At 37.2% G+C, this 15,289-nt stretch carries 18 protein-coding genes; 9 read left to right on the plus strand and 9 right to left on the minus strand.

Annotated elements, in window-relative coordinates; translation table 11 throughout:
* The first annotated feature begins 42 nt into the window (after window positions 1-42).
* Together KQI94_RS02345 and KQI94_RS02350 are read left to right on the plus strand one after the other, a co-directional pair.
* The gene (locus KQI94_RS02345; protein ID WP_002369538.1) at window positions 43-744 is read left to right on the plus strand and encodes a hypothetical protein; all 702 of its coding nucleotides are present in this window, start codon (window positions 43-45) and stop codon (window positions 742-744) included.
* 14 nt (window positions 745-758) lie between these two features.
* A complete protein-coding gene (locus tag KQI94_RS02350; RefSeq protein ID WP_002360506.1) occupies window positions 759-1,310 on the plus strand; it encodes a hypothetical protein in 552 nt (183 codons plus the stop codon).
* Window positions 1,311-1,347: 37 nt separating this feature from the next.
* On the opposite strand, the gene KQI94_RS02355 is transcribed toward KQI94_RS02350, so the two are convergent.
* The gene (locus tag KQI94_RS02355) at window positions 1,348-2,817 is read right to left on the minus strand and encodes a sensor histidine kinase (protein ID WP_002357872.1); all 1,470 of its coding nucleotides are present in this window, start codon (window positions 2,815-2,817) and stop codon (window positions 1,348-1,350) included.
* A complete protein-coding gene (locus KQI94_RS02360) occupies window positions 2,817-3,536 on the minus strand; it encodes a response regulator transcription factor (RefSeq protein WP_002381953.1) in 720 nt (239 codons plus the stop codon). Before KQI94_RS02360 ends, KQI94_RS02355 begins: the two co-directional genes overlap by 1 nt.
* A gap of 214 nt (window positions 3,537-3,750) precedes the next feature.
* Between KQI94_RS02360 and KQI94_RS02365 the strand changes: the two genes are divergently transcribed.
* The gene (locus tag KQI94_RS02365) at window positions 3,751-4,530 is read left to right on the plus strand and encodes a Cof-type HAD-IIB family hydrolase (RefSeq protein ID WP_002369540.1); all 780 of its coding nucleotides are present in this window, start codon (window positions 3,751-3,753) and stop codon (window positions 4,528-4,530) included.
* A gap of 17 nt (window positions 4,531-4,547) precedes the next feature.
* Here the strand turns inward: KQI94_RS02365 and KQI94_RS02370 are convergent, their stop codons facing one another.
* The gene (locus tag KQI94_RS02370; protein WP_002357875.1) at window positions 4,548-4,754 is read right to left on the minus strand and encodes a hypothetical protein; all 207 of its coding nucleotides are present in this window, start codon (window positions 4,752-4,754) and stop codon (window positions 4,548-4,550) included.
* A gap of 231 nt (window positions 4,755-4,985) precedes the next feature.
* On the opposite strand from KQI94_RS02370, the gene KQI94_RS02375 reads away from it, so the two are divergent.
* Entirely contained in the window at window positions 4,986-5,762 is a 777-nt protein-coding gene (locus KQI94_RS02375) for a threonine/serine exporter family protein (protein ID WP_002382216.1), read from the plus strand.
* 11 nt (window positions 5,763-5,773) lie between these two features.
* The gene (locus tag KQI94_RS02380) at window positions 5,774-6,235 is read left to right on the plus strand and encodes a threonine/serine exporter family protein (RefSeq protein ID WP_002357877.1); all 462 of its coding nucleotides are present in this window, start codon (window positions 5,774-5,776) and stop codon (window positions 6,233-6,235) included.
* 32 nt (window positions 6,236-6,267) lie between these two features.
* Here the strand turns inward: KQI94_RS02380 and KQI94_RS02385 are convergent, their stop codons facing one another.
* From KQI94_RS02385 to trpX, 3 genes are read right to left on the minus strand one after another with little or no spacing between them, the layout of a single operon-like run.
* A complete protein-coding gene (locus KQI94_RS02385) occupies window positions 6,268-7,035 on the minus strand; it encodes an ATP-binding cassette domain-containing protein (protein ID WP_002357878.1) in 768 nt (255 codons plus the stop codon).
* Window positions 7,032-7,919 carry an ABC transporter permease gene (locus KQI94_RS02390; protein WP_002357879.1) on the minus strand — a complete coding sequence of 296 codons (888 nt, stop codon included), beginning with the start codon at window positions 7,917-7,919 and terminating at the stop codon, window positions 7,032-7,034. The genes KQI94_RS02385 and KQI94_RS02390 overlap by 4 nt, the downstream gene beginning before the upstream one ends.
* 24 nt (window positions 7,920-7,943) lie before the next feature.
* The gene (trpX, locus tag KQI94_RS02395) at window positions 7,944-8,933 is read right to left on the minus strand and encodes a tryptophan ABC transporter substrate-binding protein (RefSeq protein ID WP_079995066.1); all 990 of its coding nucleotides are present in this window, start codon (window positions 8,931-8,933) and stop codon (window positions 7,944-7,946) included.
* Between the two features lie 88 nt (window positions 8,934-9,021).
* On the opposite strand from trpX, the gene KQI94_RS16460 reads away from it, so the two are divergent.
* Window positions 9,022-9,399 (plus strand): hypothetical protein, encoded by a 378-nt coding sequence (locus KQI94_RS16460; RefSeq protein ID WP_002390134.1) that lies wholly within the window; start codon window positions 9,022-9,024, stop codon window positions 9,397-9,399.
* 432 nt (window positions 9,400-9,831) lie between these two features.
* Here the strand turns inward: KQI94_RS16460 and KQI94_RS02400 are convergent, their stop codons facing one another.
* Window positions 9,832-10,491, minus strand: a complete 660-nt coding sequence (locus KQI94_RS02400; RefSeq protein WP_002390132.1) for a hypothetical protein — start codon at window positions 10,489-10,491, stop codon at window positions 9,832-9,834.
* A gap of 219 nt (window positions 10,492-10,710) precedes the next feature.
* Between KQI94_RS02400 and efbA the strand changes: the two genes are divergently transcribed.
* The 3 genes from efbA (at window position 10,711) to KQI94_RS02415 (ending at window position 13,257) form a co-directional block, all read left to right on the plus strand.
* On the plus strand, window positions 10,711-12,423 hold the full coding sequence (efbA, locus tag KQI94_RS02405; RefSeq protein ID WP_002369545.1) for a fibronectin-binding protein EfbA: 1,713 nt from the start codon (window positions 10,711-10,713) through the stop codon (window positions 12,421-12,423).
* A gap of 155 nt (window positions 12,424-12,578) precedes the next feature.
* Window positions 12,579-12,842, plus strand: coding sequence for a hypothetical protein (locus tag KQI94_RS02410; protein WP_002381957.1), 264 nt, complete (start codon window positions 12,579-12,581; stop codon window positions 12,840-12,842).
* A 73-nt stretch (window positions 12,843-12,915) separates the two neighbouring features.
* Window positions 12,916-13,257 (plus strand): iron-sulfur cluster biosynthesis family protein, encoded by a 342-nt coding sequence (locus KQI94_RS02415; RefSeq protein WP_002391631.1) that lies wholly within the window; start codon window positions 12,916-12,918, stop codon window positions 13,255-13,257.
* A 38-nt stretch (window positions 13,258-13,295) separates the two neighbouring features.
* Here the strand turns inward: KQI94_RS02415 and KQI94_RS02420 are convergent, their stop codons facing one another.
* Together KQI94_RS02420 and KQI94_RS02425 are read right to left on the minus strand one after the other, a co-directional pair.
* Entirely contained in the window at window positions 13,296-13,754 is a 459-nt protein-coding gene (locus tag KQI94_RS02420) for a DUF441 domain-containing protein (RefSeq protein ID WP_002357887.1), read from the minus strand.
* A 473-nt stretch (window positions 13,755-14,227) separates the two neighbouring features.
* Window positions 14,228-15,277: an oxidoreductase gene (locus KQI94_RS02425; protein ID WP_002390130.1), complete on the minus strand. Its 1,050-nt coding sequence runs from the start codon at window positions 15,275-15,277 to the stop codon at window positions 14,228-14,230.
* Between the last annotated feature and the right edge of the window lie 12 nt (window positions 15,278-15,289).

The following is a 15,289-nucleotide window of genomic DNA, read 5'->3' on the forward strand; positions in this document are numbered from 1 at the left end:
TTATTTCACTATACTAAAGATAGTTTAGAGAGGTGAAAGTTGATGAGAAGTGTCCGTTACGCTACAGCTAGTAGTTTTTATCATAAAAAAATCACGTTAATCACCGCACTCTTCTTCTTCCTGTTCTCTTTCTTATTGACTGGGCTGTTTAACTTAATTGATTTTGAAAAAGAGTTTTTACGAACGATGCCAGACTTTGTCGATATTGAAAAACAAACTAGTTACCATTACCAACTGATCCAATACTATTGGCACCTCTATCTAGGTAGTGTCATTTTCTTTGGTGTTACTTTTCTTCTGTTGATGTATGTGACATTACGCATAAAAAAGGAAGAAATACATACATGGTATCACATGCACTTTTCAAATATGTATGTCACCAAACAGCTCTTACTAGAGTTATGTTTACCGGCTCTATTAGGAATTTTCAGTTTTTTACTTTTCACTTTAATGTTTCAAGAAACGTATAATACTGTTCTTTGGGCTGCTCGTGATGCTATTTTACAGTGGTCTCATTTGGAACCTCCAGCATTTTTAGCTAAAAGTACCGACCAGGATGTCACGATTACAAATATCCAGCATTTAGGGATTCAAACGATCCAAGCGTTTTCTTTTGATTTTAAAAGTATGCAGTCACTTTATACAATCCGTAACTGCTTTGTTAACTGCTTAATCTTGCTTGGTATTCCTCTTGTTTGCGGGACTCCTTTCACGTTGCTTTATTTACGTACACATCAGAAATAAGGGAGGGATTTTCTATGAATGTCACACCATCATTCAAAAAAACAACCGAAAAAAAATCCTCATTCGACGCGTTAGCTTTGCGAGAAGTTTATGGAATCATTTATTCTGCTCCAGAACAAGAACTCGCATTGGCCGATTTTTTCCAAACAAACCAACTAACCATTACTAGGCTTTCTTCTAGTGAAACCTTTCTGCCCTACTTGCCATTAGAAGAAAATTTATTTATCGCTAGTACGATCAAAGAACGGGATCGAAAAGTAGTTCTAGCCGAAGCTTTCCAGGTGTTCCAATTAGAACCTGCCTTACTTGGTCGTTCCTTTACTTCTTTTACGACTTTTGAAAAAATTAAAATGCGCATAATACAACTTTTGCTTTCAAAAACAAGTACGTTAGTGATTGATGACATCTTTTCTTCATTAACGATTGGACAACGTCAAGAAATTTTACCTCAATTAAAAATAGCAGTTCAAAAAAGAAACAAGCGCTTGCTATTTCTGACAAAAGATCCACAAATTATTGATAGTCCCTATGTGCACCCCCTGTCTCTACATGCGTTATTAAACTAAAAAAACGTCTGGCACTGATTGTGACCAGACGTTTTCTTTAGTTTTCAGTGATTTCAACATCAGGAAATGAAATAATAAACGTGGTGCCTTTACCAAGTTCACTCTCAACATTGATTTTTCCTTTATGCAAGCGGACCAATTGTTGAACGATTGGTAAGCCTAATCCTGATTCTCCATATTTCGTATTTTTACGGGATGGATCTACTTTGTAATAACGATCCCAGATATTCAGAATTTGCTCTTCCGTCATGCCGATTCCTGTATCAGAAATACGGACAATGGTTTCTAAATAGCCTTTTTCTAAAGCAATATGAATTTCACCATTTTCAGTAAATTGGATGGCATTTTGAACAATATTGACAACAACTTGCACGAAACGATCATAATCGGCATACACATCAATTGGTTCGGTGGTGTCTAAATACAATTGATTACCGGCGGCTTCAGCTTTGGCCGTTAGTTGAGTCACAATATTTTCTAAAGCTTCTGTTCCGTTGAACTTCTTCACAACAATTTGAATCTGGTTGGTCCGAATTTTTTCATAATCAAGATTTTCATTGACTAAGCGTATCAAGCGAGCGGTCTCATTTTGCATCAGTTTAATCGCATTCTCTTTTTGATTTTCAGGAATAGCATTATACTGCAATCCCTCTAACAAGCCATTAATAGTTGTTAAAGGCGTCCGCATTTCATGAGAGGCATCCGCCATAAATTGACGACGGCGCTCTTCTTGCCGATTGATTTCTTCTTGTGATTCTTTTAAAGACGCAGCCATTTTATTAAAATCTTCTGCTAGGTCATCAAATTCATCTTTGTCATGGACTGGTAATTGAATATCAAAATTTCCACTAGTGATTTCTTTGGTGGCTTTACGCATCCGATTAATTCGTTTCACTTGGAAAGTCGCAAATAGATAGCTTAGTAACAAGGCAATCACACCAGAAAAAATAAAGCCTTTAATCAAGTTTTGTGTCACTGACTGAACACTTCGGTCAACGTTTTTGGCAGGTTGTGTAATAACGAGTGAACCAATAATCACTTTTTTATCAGAAGACTGATTTGATGCATACACCGGTAACATTACATAGGACGAAGTATTTCGGGCCCCGTAAATATCAATGTTTTCTGTTGCATAAACACGATTGCCTTTCATGATTTGATCCCAATTTTTATCGATTAAGGAAAAGTCTAATTTTTTTGTGCTATCAACTGGTGGGTACTGCACTTCGCGGTCCTTGTTAATAAACACAAATTGCACATCTTGCTTCTGGAGTACACGTTCAGTCAACTGAAATGAATAGGATAAAACATCTCGATCCGAAACGCCTGCGACATTAATAAAAAAGTCACGTGTTTCTAAAGCCGATTCTGCATAACCATATAGCTGTTCATAGTTATTTTCTTGCATTGTGCGCTTGGTCAATTGTGTGAAAGACGTTCCGACAATGAGAATAATCAGAGCAATCACACCTATAAAAGCAAGTAATTGTTGATACAAATACTTCATTAAGCAACACCTGAATCGTCGAATTTATACCCTACGCCCCAAACCGTTTGGATGACTTGAGGACCCACTTTTTCAATTTTTTGTCGTAATTTTTTGATATGGGCATCAACTGTCCGTTCATCGCCAAAGTATTGATAGTCCCAAACCAATTCTAGTAGTTGTTCGCGTGAAAAGACTTGGCGTGGTTTTTTTGCTAAAGTGTATAGCAAATCAAATTCTTTAGGTGTTAAGCCTTCAATTAATTGATTATCTAAATATGTTTCTCGTGTTTTCGTATTCATTTTAAAATGATCCGTAATCACATCAAACGTTTCATCTGTATTCTCAGACGTATCATGCGCAGCCTCTGCCACCTCGGCACGACGATGTAGAGCTTTCATCCGTGCAATCAAAGTTAATGGACTAAATGGTTTTGTCACATAATCATCCGCACCCATTTCAAGGCCAATTACTTGGTCACTTTCAGAATCACGAGCGGTCAACATAATAATGGGAACATTGGCTGAAACTTTGCGAATTTCACGACAAACAGCCATCCCATCCATACTAGGTAAGTTTAAGTCTAACGTAATCATGTCCCATTTTTCTGGCGAAGCAAGAAAAGTCGCCAATCCTTCTTTGCCATCATCTTTAAAGGTAGCTTCCCACCCTTCATTTAAGAAAAACATTTGCATCATTTCTGAGACGGATTCATTGTCTTCAATCATTAATATATTCATTTCATTCACTCCTTATTCACTTTTCATAAAACTGCTCTATTGTAGTATACTCTAAAATTGAATTTGTACCAACCGATTCTATATTTCTTCAAAAATCCTTTACAGAACCATCAAAAATCACTTTTTTTCCTGCTCTTTTAAAGAAAACGAAAGGAACCCATTGTCTTTTCAGAAAAGTTTGTTAAAATAACAAGCGTAGAGAGGATGTTAGGGTATGGATAAAATGAAAGCTATTACTTTTTTTGATTTAGATGGAACTTTGTTAGATGGAACATCGCAAATAACTCCTGAGATTACCGCAGCAGTGGCGGCCTTGAAAGACAATCAAATTTTACCTTTAATTGCGACAGGACGGACCTTGTGTGAGATTCAGCCAATTATGAAAGCCAGTGGCATTGACTCAGCGATTGTAATGAACGGGCAATTTATTCATTATGAAGGAAAAACGATTTATTCAGATGAATTTACAACAGAGGAATGTGTTTCACTGCATGAACATGTCAAACATCGTGGTCATGAATTGGCTTTTTACAATGAGCGCCGTATTTTTTGTACAGGGCATACTGGCACAGTGAAACAAGCCTATGACTATATTCATTCAGCTGTTCCAGAAATTGATCCCACAGGTTATGAGAATGATGCCGTCAACATGATGTTGGTCTTAAGTCAACATGGCGATGATGATGAATATTACTATGAGCGATTTCCTGAATTAACCTTTTATCGCAATGGTCCTTTTTCAATAGATATTGTTCGTAAAGGGGTCTCTAAAGGCTCTGGTGTCAAAAATCTTTTTAACACCTTGGGATTAAACGGCATTCCCACTTATGCCTTTGGTGATGGCATCAATGATTTGGCGCTGTTTGAGGCCTGTGATTATGGAATTGCCATGGGTAATGCGCGAGAAGAACTAAAAGAAAAAGCCACCTTTATTTCAACTAAAAATACTGAGAATGGCATTGTTAATGGCTTGAAAAAATTTGATTTACTATAAGAGAAAACTACCTTCTTCTATTGATGTACTTTAGAAGAAGGTAGTTCTTTTGTATGTTCATTTTTCTTTTTCTGCTGTGCACAGAGAGCTACTCCCACTACTTGAATCAGCAAAATCGCTCCCAACAAACAACTTAATACGATGTTTCCTGATAGGATTGTTCTTCTGATTAAAATAATTAATACAACACTGCTAATTCCGTAGAGTAACCATTGGTTGTCCATTTTTATTGACCCCTTTGTTTTTCTATGTTTAGGATAGGATGTTTCCTACTAAAATGCAAGGAAAGATCCTAGATTCTTACAACTAACCCATAATTTTTACTAATTCCTTATTTGTTTTCATTTATTCTTAAGATTCGTTTCATTTTTGTAAAAAATCACACTTTTTTTCTATCTCTGTTTTAAATTGCGTACAGTTCTTAAAAAAAATGATACACTAAAAGTGAACTCGAAATGAAAGGAGCCATTCCTTTGGTTAATAGCGAAAAAAGAAAACAATTAATTATTGATACATGCATTTTAGCTGGAAAAATTATGCTGGAAAGCGGATCTGAAGTATATAGAACCGAAGATACAATTACTCGGATTGCTGCAAATGCTGGCGAGCCAGAGAGCGTTTGTTACACGACGGCTACAGGGATTTTCGTGGGCTTTCGTTCCAGTAATTATACGCAATTAGAAAACATCCCCCAGCGCTCGATTAATTTGGAAAAAGTTAGCCTTGTCAATCAATTATCAAGAGAATTTGCACAAAAAGAGATTACTCTACCAGAGCTTTATCAGCGCTTAACTCTATTAGAAACAGATACCCCCACTTTTTCAATTTCGTTACGCTTGTTAGCAGCCGGGATTGTTAGTTGTACGTTGATGTACATTTTTGGTGGCACTTGGCAAGATTTTATTGCAACTTTTTTTGTTGGCGTGATTGGGTATACCAGTTATCTTTTTACCCAAAAGTTATTCCAAGTTCCTTACCTCGATTCATTCGCAGCCGCTTTTGTCATTGGTTTGTTGGCCTATTTGGCTGTGCATTTTCACTTAGCGGTCAACATCGATAATATTATTATTGGTGCGGTGATGCCATTAGTTCCAGGTGTGGCGATTACGAACTCTTTTCGCGACATTTTAGCCGGCCACCTCATCAGCGGGACGGCGCGAGGGACAGAAGCTATTTTTATTGCTGGGTCTGTTGGCCTGGGAATTGCCTTGATTTTTAAATTATTTATGTAAGGAGTGTTCAAATGGAACTAATTTTTCATCTTCTCTTTAGTTTTTTAGCGACTGTGACGTTTGGTATTATTACGAACATTCCTCGTAAAGCACTGGTGGCTTGTGGTATTACTGGCATGACAGGCTGGATGATTTATTATGTCTTAACGCAAACTTTTGATGCTAGTCAAACCTTTGCAAACTTTTTAGGAACGGTCGGGTTAGGGATCGCTAGTATCTTTTTTTCTCGTTACAAAAAAATGCCGATGATTATTTTTTATATTCCTAGTTTGGTTCCTTTAGTGCCAGGAGGCCCTGCCTATCAAGCGGTTCGGAGCATTTTGTTAGGAAACATTGATGACGGGTTGCAGTTGATTTTAAAAGTTGTCTTTACTGCTGCAGCTATCGCAGCGGGCTTTATGGTGACATCGTTACTGGAACGAATTGTCAAACGTTTTTTCCCCAAGCGACTCTTCCGATTGGTCAAAAAATAAAAAAAAACAAGCTCAGAAAACGAGCTTGTTTTTTATTCTACTTCTTCAAAGAACAGCAACAAATCTTGTAGCGTTAATTGTGCTTTTTCAGCAGCGTTTAAATCTTGAACAATTTTACCTTTTTGTAAAACAATTAAACGATTGCCATATCGTAAAGCATCTTCCATTCGATGGGTAATCATCAAACAAGTTAAGTTCCCTTCTTCAATCCGTTGTTCCGTTAAGTGCATCAACTGCTTGGATGTTTTGGGATCTAAGGCAGCAGTATGCTCATCTAAAAGTAATAATTCTGGTTTTGTGATAGTGGCCATTAATAAACTTAAGGCTTGGCGTTGACCGCCAGAAAGGTTACCTGTCGGTGTATCCAGATGATTTTCCAAGCCATTGCCAACTTCTTGGCAGATTTTTGTAAACAAGGCGCGTTGCTCATTTATCTTCCGTAATGTTAAGGGACGTTTTTGTCCGCGTTTCATGGCAAGCAATAAATTTTCTGCCACAGTCATTCTTGGTGCTGTCCCCATTTTAGGATCTTGAAAAACACGCGCTAGAGATTTGGCCCGTTTGACTTCAGAAAGATTGGTGCGATTGACTCCTTCAATTAAAAATTGTCCTTCTGTTAGCGTCAAAGTTCCTGCTAAACTATTGAATAGCGTACTCTTGCCTGCGCCATTTCCACCTAAAACAGTAATGAAGTCCCCGGGATAAATGGCTAAGTTCACATGATCCAAAATCACTTTTTTTTCATTCATCCCATTATCAATGATTTTTGTCGCATTTTTTAATTCAACAACTGGTTTCATTTCGTTTCCCCCTTATCAGAAAAGCCGTGTAGTCGTAATGCTTTTTTTAATTGCGGGATCATTAAACAGATTGCTAAAATCACTGCTGAGAAGATTTTCAAATACGTTGTATCAAAGCCTAATTTAATCACTAATAAAATCAATAGTTGATAAATAATACTCCCTACAACAATCGCCATCAACCGTTCACCAAACGTTAATTCTCCAAACAGTACTTCACCAATAATGAGTGAAGCTAAGCCAATCACAATGACGCCGGTTCCTTTACTTACATCCGCATATCCATCATTTTGGGCAATCAAAGCGCCAGATAAGCCAATCAAGCCATTCGATAAAACCAATCCTAAAATTTTCATGCGATCCGTTTGAATGCCAATCGAGCGAGCCATTTCTTCATTGTCACCTGTCGCAATATAGGCTTGTCCTAAACTAGTGTTAAAGAAAAATAACAGTAAAATCATTACCACAGCCAAAACACTAATCCCTAAAAAAATAGTATCATAATAATCTGGTAAGGCCATTTTTTGAAAAACATCTTGAATCTTCGGTTGGTTTAATAAAGACTTATTTGGCGATTTCATCACAAATAAAATCACGGAATTTAAACCAGACATCACTAAAATTCCTGCTAAAATAATTGGAATTTTTCCTTTTGTAAATAGTAAACCAGTCACTAAACCGGCAAGCATTCCTGCTCCGACCCCTAAAAGAGTCGCTACAAATGGTGAAACCCCCGTTGTAATGGCAGTTACACAAACCGCCCCCCCTAACGGAAATGAACCTTCTGTGGTCATATCTGGAAAATTTAAAATACGATAAGTCATAAAGATACCTAGTCCTAACAAGGCCCATAACATTCCTTGTCCAATTGCTGAAACAATCATCGCTTCTCCTACTTTCTTTGATAATTAGTTAATCAATTTCGATTTTTTTGCTAACTCTGCGGGAATCGTAATTCCTAACTTTTGAGCTTGTTTTTCATTGATAATTGTGTCGCCTGTATTAAAGGTATAAATGGGTGTAGTTGCTGGTTGACTTTTTCCAGACAGAACCTCTGCTGCCATTTTGCCGGCTTGTACCCCCAACGCATGTTGATTAATCCCTACTGTTGCTAAACCGCCTTGTTCTACCATTGTATCCACCGAAGGAATAATCGGCGTCTTGGTTCGATTTGCTTCTCCGACTACCGTTTGCATGGCATTAGCAATCGTATTATCAGTTGGTATATAAATCACATCTGTTTCCTTAGTCATCACTTGAACCGTTTGTGCAATTTCATTACTCGATGGCACAGCATATGTTTTCACTGTCAATCCTTTGGCTTCAGCTGCTTTCTGCGCTTCAGCTACTTGGTATCGAGAGTTTTCTTCTGAGGAAGCATAGAGAATACCTATTTTTTTGGCAGCTGGTATCAATTCTTTTAGTAAATCCATCTGGGCTGACAAAGGTGATTGATCACTAACACCCGTGATGTTACCGCCTGGCTTTTGATTGTCTTTCACCAATCCAGCACTAACAGGGTCCGTAATGGCGCCTAAAATGATCGGGATTTCTTGGGTAGTGTTGGCTAACGCTTGCGCAGCTGGCGTGGCGATACCAATTAAAACGTCTGCCTTTTTTTGTACTAATTGTTGACTCATGATTGCTAACTTACTCTGGTCGGCTTGACCATTTTGAAGAATAATTTCTAAGTTTTTGCCTTTGTCGTAGCCATTTTCCTTTAACCCTTCTTCGACACCTTTATAAATTTCGTCCAATGCGGGGTGACTGACAAACTGCAAAACCCCTACAGTAACTGTTTCTTTCTTTGAATTCGTCACTTTTTGATTCACAAAAAAAGCACCGATTAAATAAATAGCTAATAAAGACACGACAAACGTTAAACGTTTATTTTTCATTTTGCATTCTCCTAACTGCCCTTTTGTTTGGCAACTTTTTCTTTTTAATAATAAAACCATTATCTATAGGGCGTTTCTTCCGTTGAAAGTGAAACTGAGATTCGTAATCCTCTGCTTAGTCAAAATCCTAGGAACACTTTTTTACAAATGTCAGGATTTAGCTGCGACGAGGATCTCAATTTTGGTGAGAATCGCAGGAGCACTTTTCTACGAATGGGACAACGTTCTCTTCGTTCACCTTGTACTACTCATCACTCTTGAAGGCCAAACTGCGGCGAGTATACGCAGCCTGCATCTACTCTGTCACTTCGTGCCAATCGTAGTGATTCGTAGCAAAAAAACAACGACTTATCCTAAGTGTTTAGGAGTGGTCGTTGTTTTTATGCAAAACAAAAACCACATAGATGGGTCCTCTATGTGGTCGTTTTTTCTTCTTGAATATAACCAGCATAGATACACTTTTTAGAATAAGTCTTCTAAAGTTGTATCTATGAAAGAATCATACATACAACTATCTACGCCAGTTTTGCCATGATTGGTGCATTTCTTTTACGTTAGATAATTGTGTCATGTATTTTCCCTCCTAGTTATGTTGTTAAAGGTAGTCTACACTATATTGATTTTGTTCGTCAAGAAAAAGTTTTTATTTTCTTGCATTTCTTTTACTTCTAAAAACGAGCCACTCTTATGAGAGGCTCGTTTTTCTTTATTTCAGCATATTTACCACTTAATTGTTTCGGTTTCTTTCAATTTTCACGGGAACTTTAACTGCTTGTTTTTGCGATTGAATCAGCCATAAACTTACTAAAATCGTCATTGAAATTACTAATGCCATCGAAAATCCCCTCTTTCTAATTCCTTAAAACTTTCTACAATCTAAGTTTAACATAGCTAGCTATTATTCACCAGTTTCTGGTACTGTATCAGTGCTTTCTGTCGTCGTTTCAGTAGATTGAGCAACGCCAGTCATGCTGGTCGTCGTCTGTGTTTCAGCGGTCTTTGCTGCTTCTTTTTCAGCTTCTTGGGCTGCCTTTTGTTGGTCTTTCAAAACGCCAGCCATTGGTAATCGATTTAATTCTGGTATTAATTGTGTTTTTAAATCCATAGATTTTTCGACAACCGTCCGTGTCTTTTCTTTGCCGTTTTCAAAGAAAACAAGCGTGATCTCATCGCCGCTAACATTGTATTGCTCTTGTGCTTTGCCAGCATTATAAATTAACGGATAGATATACAGCGATCGATGAAATTCATTCATTTTATCTGAATTAAACAGCTTCACCATTTGATCGTATTGCTTGCCAGACGGTTTAGCAAACATGACTGACATGGCTCCTGTTTCTTGGATTTTCTTGTCTGCTGTTTTGTAATCTAAGACACTGACTTTCTCTGATTTGATGGGTCCTGCGACTAACGATTCAACTTGAGCAGCTCGAATATTTTTTTGCATCGTTGGAATAAAAATGATTGAGCCAATTATTAATACTAATGCTACAATAGCGGTAATCATTAACAGTTTTCTTTGTCTTAATTCATAAAGTGCCTCTTTTAGTTCTTCCATAAAATTATTCAACTTCTAATCGCTCCTCGCTTTTAGTTCTTATCTATTATACTAATCATTTTCTTTCTTGCCTACCCTTGCGCTTTAATTACTAAAAAAACCAGCAAACTTCCCCAGCTTTCTAAGGAAAACCCAACTCCTTTTTAACAAGCTTCTTTCTTAAATTCAAAAACTCCGCTATAATAAAGCTATTAGTCGGAAAGAAACGAGGGATTTATTATGTCATTTGATGGCGTATTTACTCATAGCATGGTTCATGAGTTGACAGAAACACTCGTAAGTGGCCGGATTTCAAAAATCCATCAGCCTTATGAAAACGAAGTCGTTTTAGTCATTCGTGCGAAAGGTAAAAACCATAAATTATTATTATCAGCACATCCTAGTTATGCGCGCATACAACTATCTACAATTACCTATAGCAATCCGGAAACACCTCCTAATTTTGTGATGATGTTACGAAAATTTCTGGACGGTGCCATTTTAGAAACGATTCAACAAATAGAAAATGATCGCGTGATTCACTTCACCTTTTCAAAAAGAGATGAACTAGGTGACTTACAAAATATTGTTTTGATTGTTGAATTAATGGGACGTCACAGTACAATCGTTTTAGTTAACCAATCTTCTGGAAAAATCTTAGATGCGATAAAACACATTGGAATGAGCCAAAATAGTTATCGTTCGTTGCTTCCTGGAGCAACTTATATTGAACCGCCAAAACCAATGGGACTTAATCCGCTCACGGCCTCAAAAGAAGAAGTCTTTGCGCTTCTTTCTACAGCTCCTGAATTAAACGGACGCTATTTACAACAACATTTCCAAGGTCTAGGCAAAGATACAGCAGACGAATTAAGTGCCCGTTTACTTTCACAACCAAATGAAAAAATGGCCATCTGGACGGAATTTTGGTCCTCAGTCACTGAAGCTGTTGTACCCACATTAACCGTCACTGAAAAAAAAGAATATTTTACGCCCATTCCTTATCAATCATTAGTTGGTGAACAAACAACGTATGCGACACTCAGTGAATTACTAGATGCCTTTTATTCTGGTAAAGCAGAGAAAGACCGTGTCAAACAACAAGGCGGCGAACTAATTCGCAAAATTGAAAATGAACTAAAAAGAAATCAAAAGAAACTTAAAAAATTACAACAAACCTTAGCCGATACAGAAAACGCTGAAAATTACCGTCGCGACGGAGAACTATTAACAACCTTCATGGCACAAGTCCCAAAAGGAGCCACCGAGGTGGAATTACCAAATTATTATGAAGAAAATGCACCATTGCGTATCTCGCTAAATCCTGCACTTTCACCTAATCAAAATGCACAAAAATATTTTCAAAAATACCAAAAATTGAAAAATGCTGTCCGAGTTGTTAAGACACAAATTCAGCAAACACAACAAGAAATTTCTTATTTAGAGTCAGTTGTGGCACAACTTGAAATTGCGACACCAATGGACATTGAAGTGATTCGTGAAGAACTGATTGAACAAGGCTATTTAAAACGTAAAAAAAATAAAAAACAAAAACAGCCGAAAAAAAGCCAACCCGATCTTTTTTATGCCACAGATGGCACACCTATTCTCGTTGGTAAAAACAATTTGCAAAATGATCAATTAACTTTACGAACCGCTAAAAAAACTGATTATTGGCTCCATGCCAAAGATATTCCTGGATCTCATGTAATTATTCGTGACGCACATCCTAGCGAAGAAACCCTTACTGAAGCCGCACTTCTAGCAGCTTATTTTTCAAAATATCGACTTTCTTCACAAGTGCCTGTTGACTATGTCCAAGTAAAACATGTGCATAAACCCAATGGAGCAAAACCAGGTTATGTGATTTATGAAAACCAACGAACGTTATATGTGACGCCAACAGAAGAATCAATCAAAAAAATCCAGCAAAATAAGGCTTCTGCTTCCTAATTATATTAAACTAAAAAACAACGTACTGCCGATTGATCGTACGTTGTTTTTTTGCATTGGCAAAGACATTTATCAAGTGATAAATAACACAAGTAAGCTCAATTAGTTTACAAACTAGCTATTTCTCTCTATACTGACTGTTGGAGGTGAAATTCATGGTCTTTTTACACATTATTTTTGGGATGTTTGCCTTTATTGGCGCTTTAGGTTTAGGTGTCGCCTTCCGCGATAGCTTTACAGAACTTTCAACACCAAAGAAAGCAGCGATTATTTTATCTTACGTAGGTGCGATTGGTTCAACAGTCCTAGGGTTCACATCAGCAACAAAAAATCCATTTGTTTTAGCTGCAACAGTTGTCTTAGTTGTCGCCTTTTCTATTGCTCTTTTCAAAAAAAGCAGTAAAGAAACAAGCAAATAACAAAACCTTTGAAGAGCGGCATAGCGACAAGCTACCCTCTTCCTTTTACATATTATTTAAAGGAGTGAGGCAAATGTCTCTGACTATTTCTGAAGAAGTAAAACAACGTTTAGCCCCTTTCTTAACTGAAACGAACACCTTCTTGTTGGTAGCAAATGACGGCTCTAATCCTTATTCTTCCGCAGAAGGTTGTTGTATGATTGGCGATCGTTTCATTATCGTTCCTGTTGATCAAGCAGAAGCGCCTTATACCGAAACAATTGCTAATGATTCTTTTCACGTCTATACTTCGACGTATGACCAAATGTTTTTAACAGGGCATTTACAGCTAGTGATTCATCCGAATGCGGGAACCATTACTTTAAAAAATGAAAGTGGCATATTAGATAGTAATGTGGACATTTATCAACACTAAAAAAGCAAACAAAACGTTTACGCGTTTTGTTTGCTTTTTTAGTGTTGAAAGGCTTGAAAGGTAGTAATGATTACGTACATCATCCCCGATGCAATAATCGGACCAGCTGCAATTCCTTTTAAAAAAACGACGCCAAGAATCGTTCCAAAAACTAAGGCAACCGTAATCTCTGGCGATTGATTAATTAAACCTACTCCTTTTGAGGATAAAACAGCCACCAGAATTCCACAAAGTATCCCCAGCCACCCCATCGGTGTTTTGAATGATTGAATTAAATCCTTTAAGCCAATTTGTCCTGTAGCAATCGGGACTAAAATGGTAATTGAAATAATTGTGACGCCTAAATTAATGCCTTTATCTGACAACCACGACATGATTTTCGCACTATTTGGTAAAGCTTTTAAAGCAAGCACAACAACTGACGCAATTAATAAACTTTGATTTTTTGCAACAAACGCAATCAAGGCAATCAGTAGTAAAAAAAGCCAACTTTCCACTGGTTGTCCTCCTTTCTGATTTGGTTCTTTCGTTAACCAAACTTTCTTGTCTTTCCTATTTTAGCAAAGAACCTCTTTAATTACCATTCAGCTTCAGTAATTATTGTCTTTTTCGCACGAATCTTGCTTAGAAAAAACGAGTTAAAAATTAATTTTTTCTCATAACAAGCCTTTTTCTCTTTGAAAAATTATTTTATGAAGTATACTAATATTAACTATAAAGTAGTTTACTTGCATTTATACTGGATATTCGATATCCTATTTAAGGCTCTTCAATTGAGCGAGCATCACAAAAGACATTTTAGTAGCAATTCTTGGGGAAGTAGTGCTACTAAGATGTCTTTCCTTTTTTTATTTTTACTAACAATATACGTTTCTTATATTAAAATTCACAATTCTTTATAAATAAAAGCGCCTGCCCCACAGTTGTCTGGACTGTAGGGCAGGCGCTTTTCAAGTCATTTAAGCACGCTTTAGTTTTCTTTCAAACGATAAACACTTGGACTTGGGTTAAGGAAACCCGCTTCTAAAATTTCGATGTTAGTTAATGCTTGCTCTTCAGTTACTAGTTGCGGTGCACCATTTTTCAACGTTTCATAGACGGCATCATAATAACGACCGTAATCACCTACAGGCGTTTTAATTTGTTTTTTAACCCAGTCGCCATTGCCATTACGGTAGGTCACTTCTCCATAATACATTGGTGAATCTTCTCCAAAGCCTGGTGCATCCGGCATGATTCCGGCTTTTAAATCATTTTCTTGTTGATCTTCGCCATATTTGATGAACGAGCCATTGCTGCCATGAACAATAAAACGTGGATACGGACTAGCGACAGAATGATTCGTTTTAACTTTTACTTTTAATTTTGAACCATAATGTAAATCAACGTCAAAATAATTATCGACTGCCTCGCTCACTTCATTATTACGAATATCATAAGTGACTTGATCTGGACGCCCGAAAAGAGCAATCATGCGATCCATTAAATGAATGCCTAGTCCGTAAAACGAACCATTTTCTTTAGGTCCTTGTTCCGTGATACTTCCTGGTCGATAATAATCAATATGCGTTTCCACTTCATTGATTTCTCCTAAAAATCCTTGCTCTACTACTTGCTTCATCGCTAGGTAATCGCCGTCGAAACGTCGATTTTGATAAGGCATCACTACTACCCCTTTTTCTTGCCCTAAAGCAAATAATTCCTCTGCATGTTCTAACGTATCACAAAATGGTTTTTCCACAATCACTGATTTACCAGCTAAAATGGCTTGTTTGGCTAAATCATAATGTGTATGCGCAGGCGTACAGATTGTGATCAATTCAATTTCTGGATCTGTCAATAATTCATTAAGGTCAGTGGTAAAATTTACACCTTTTTCTTTAAAGGGCGCTGCTGCTTTTTCATTAACATGTAAATCGAAAATCGTTTTCACTTCTAGTGTTTCTCGAATCATTACGTAAGGTAAATGGTAGCGGTTGGCACTTTTACCAAATCCAATAAACCCCATTTTTACTGTCATATTTTCCACACT

The organism is Enterococcus sp. S183_ASV_20 (assembly GCF_018919685.1).
Lineage (GTDB): Bacteria > Bacillota > Bacilli > Lactobacillales > Enterococcaceae > Enterococcus > Enterococcus faecalis.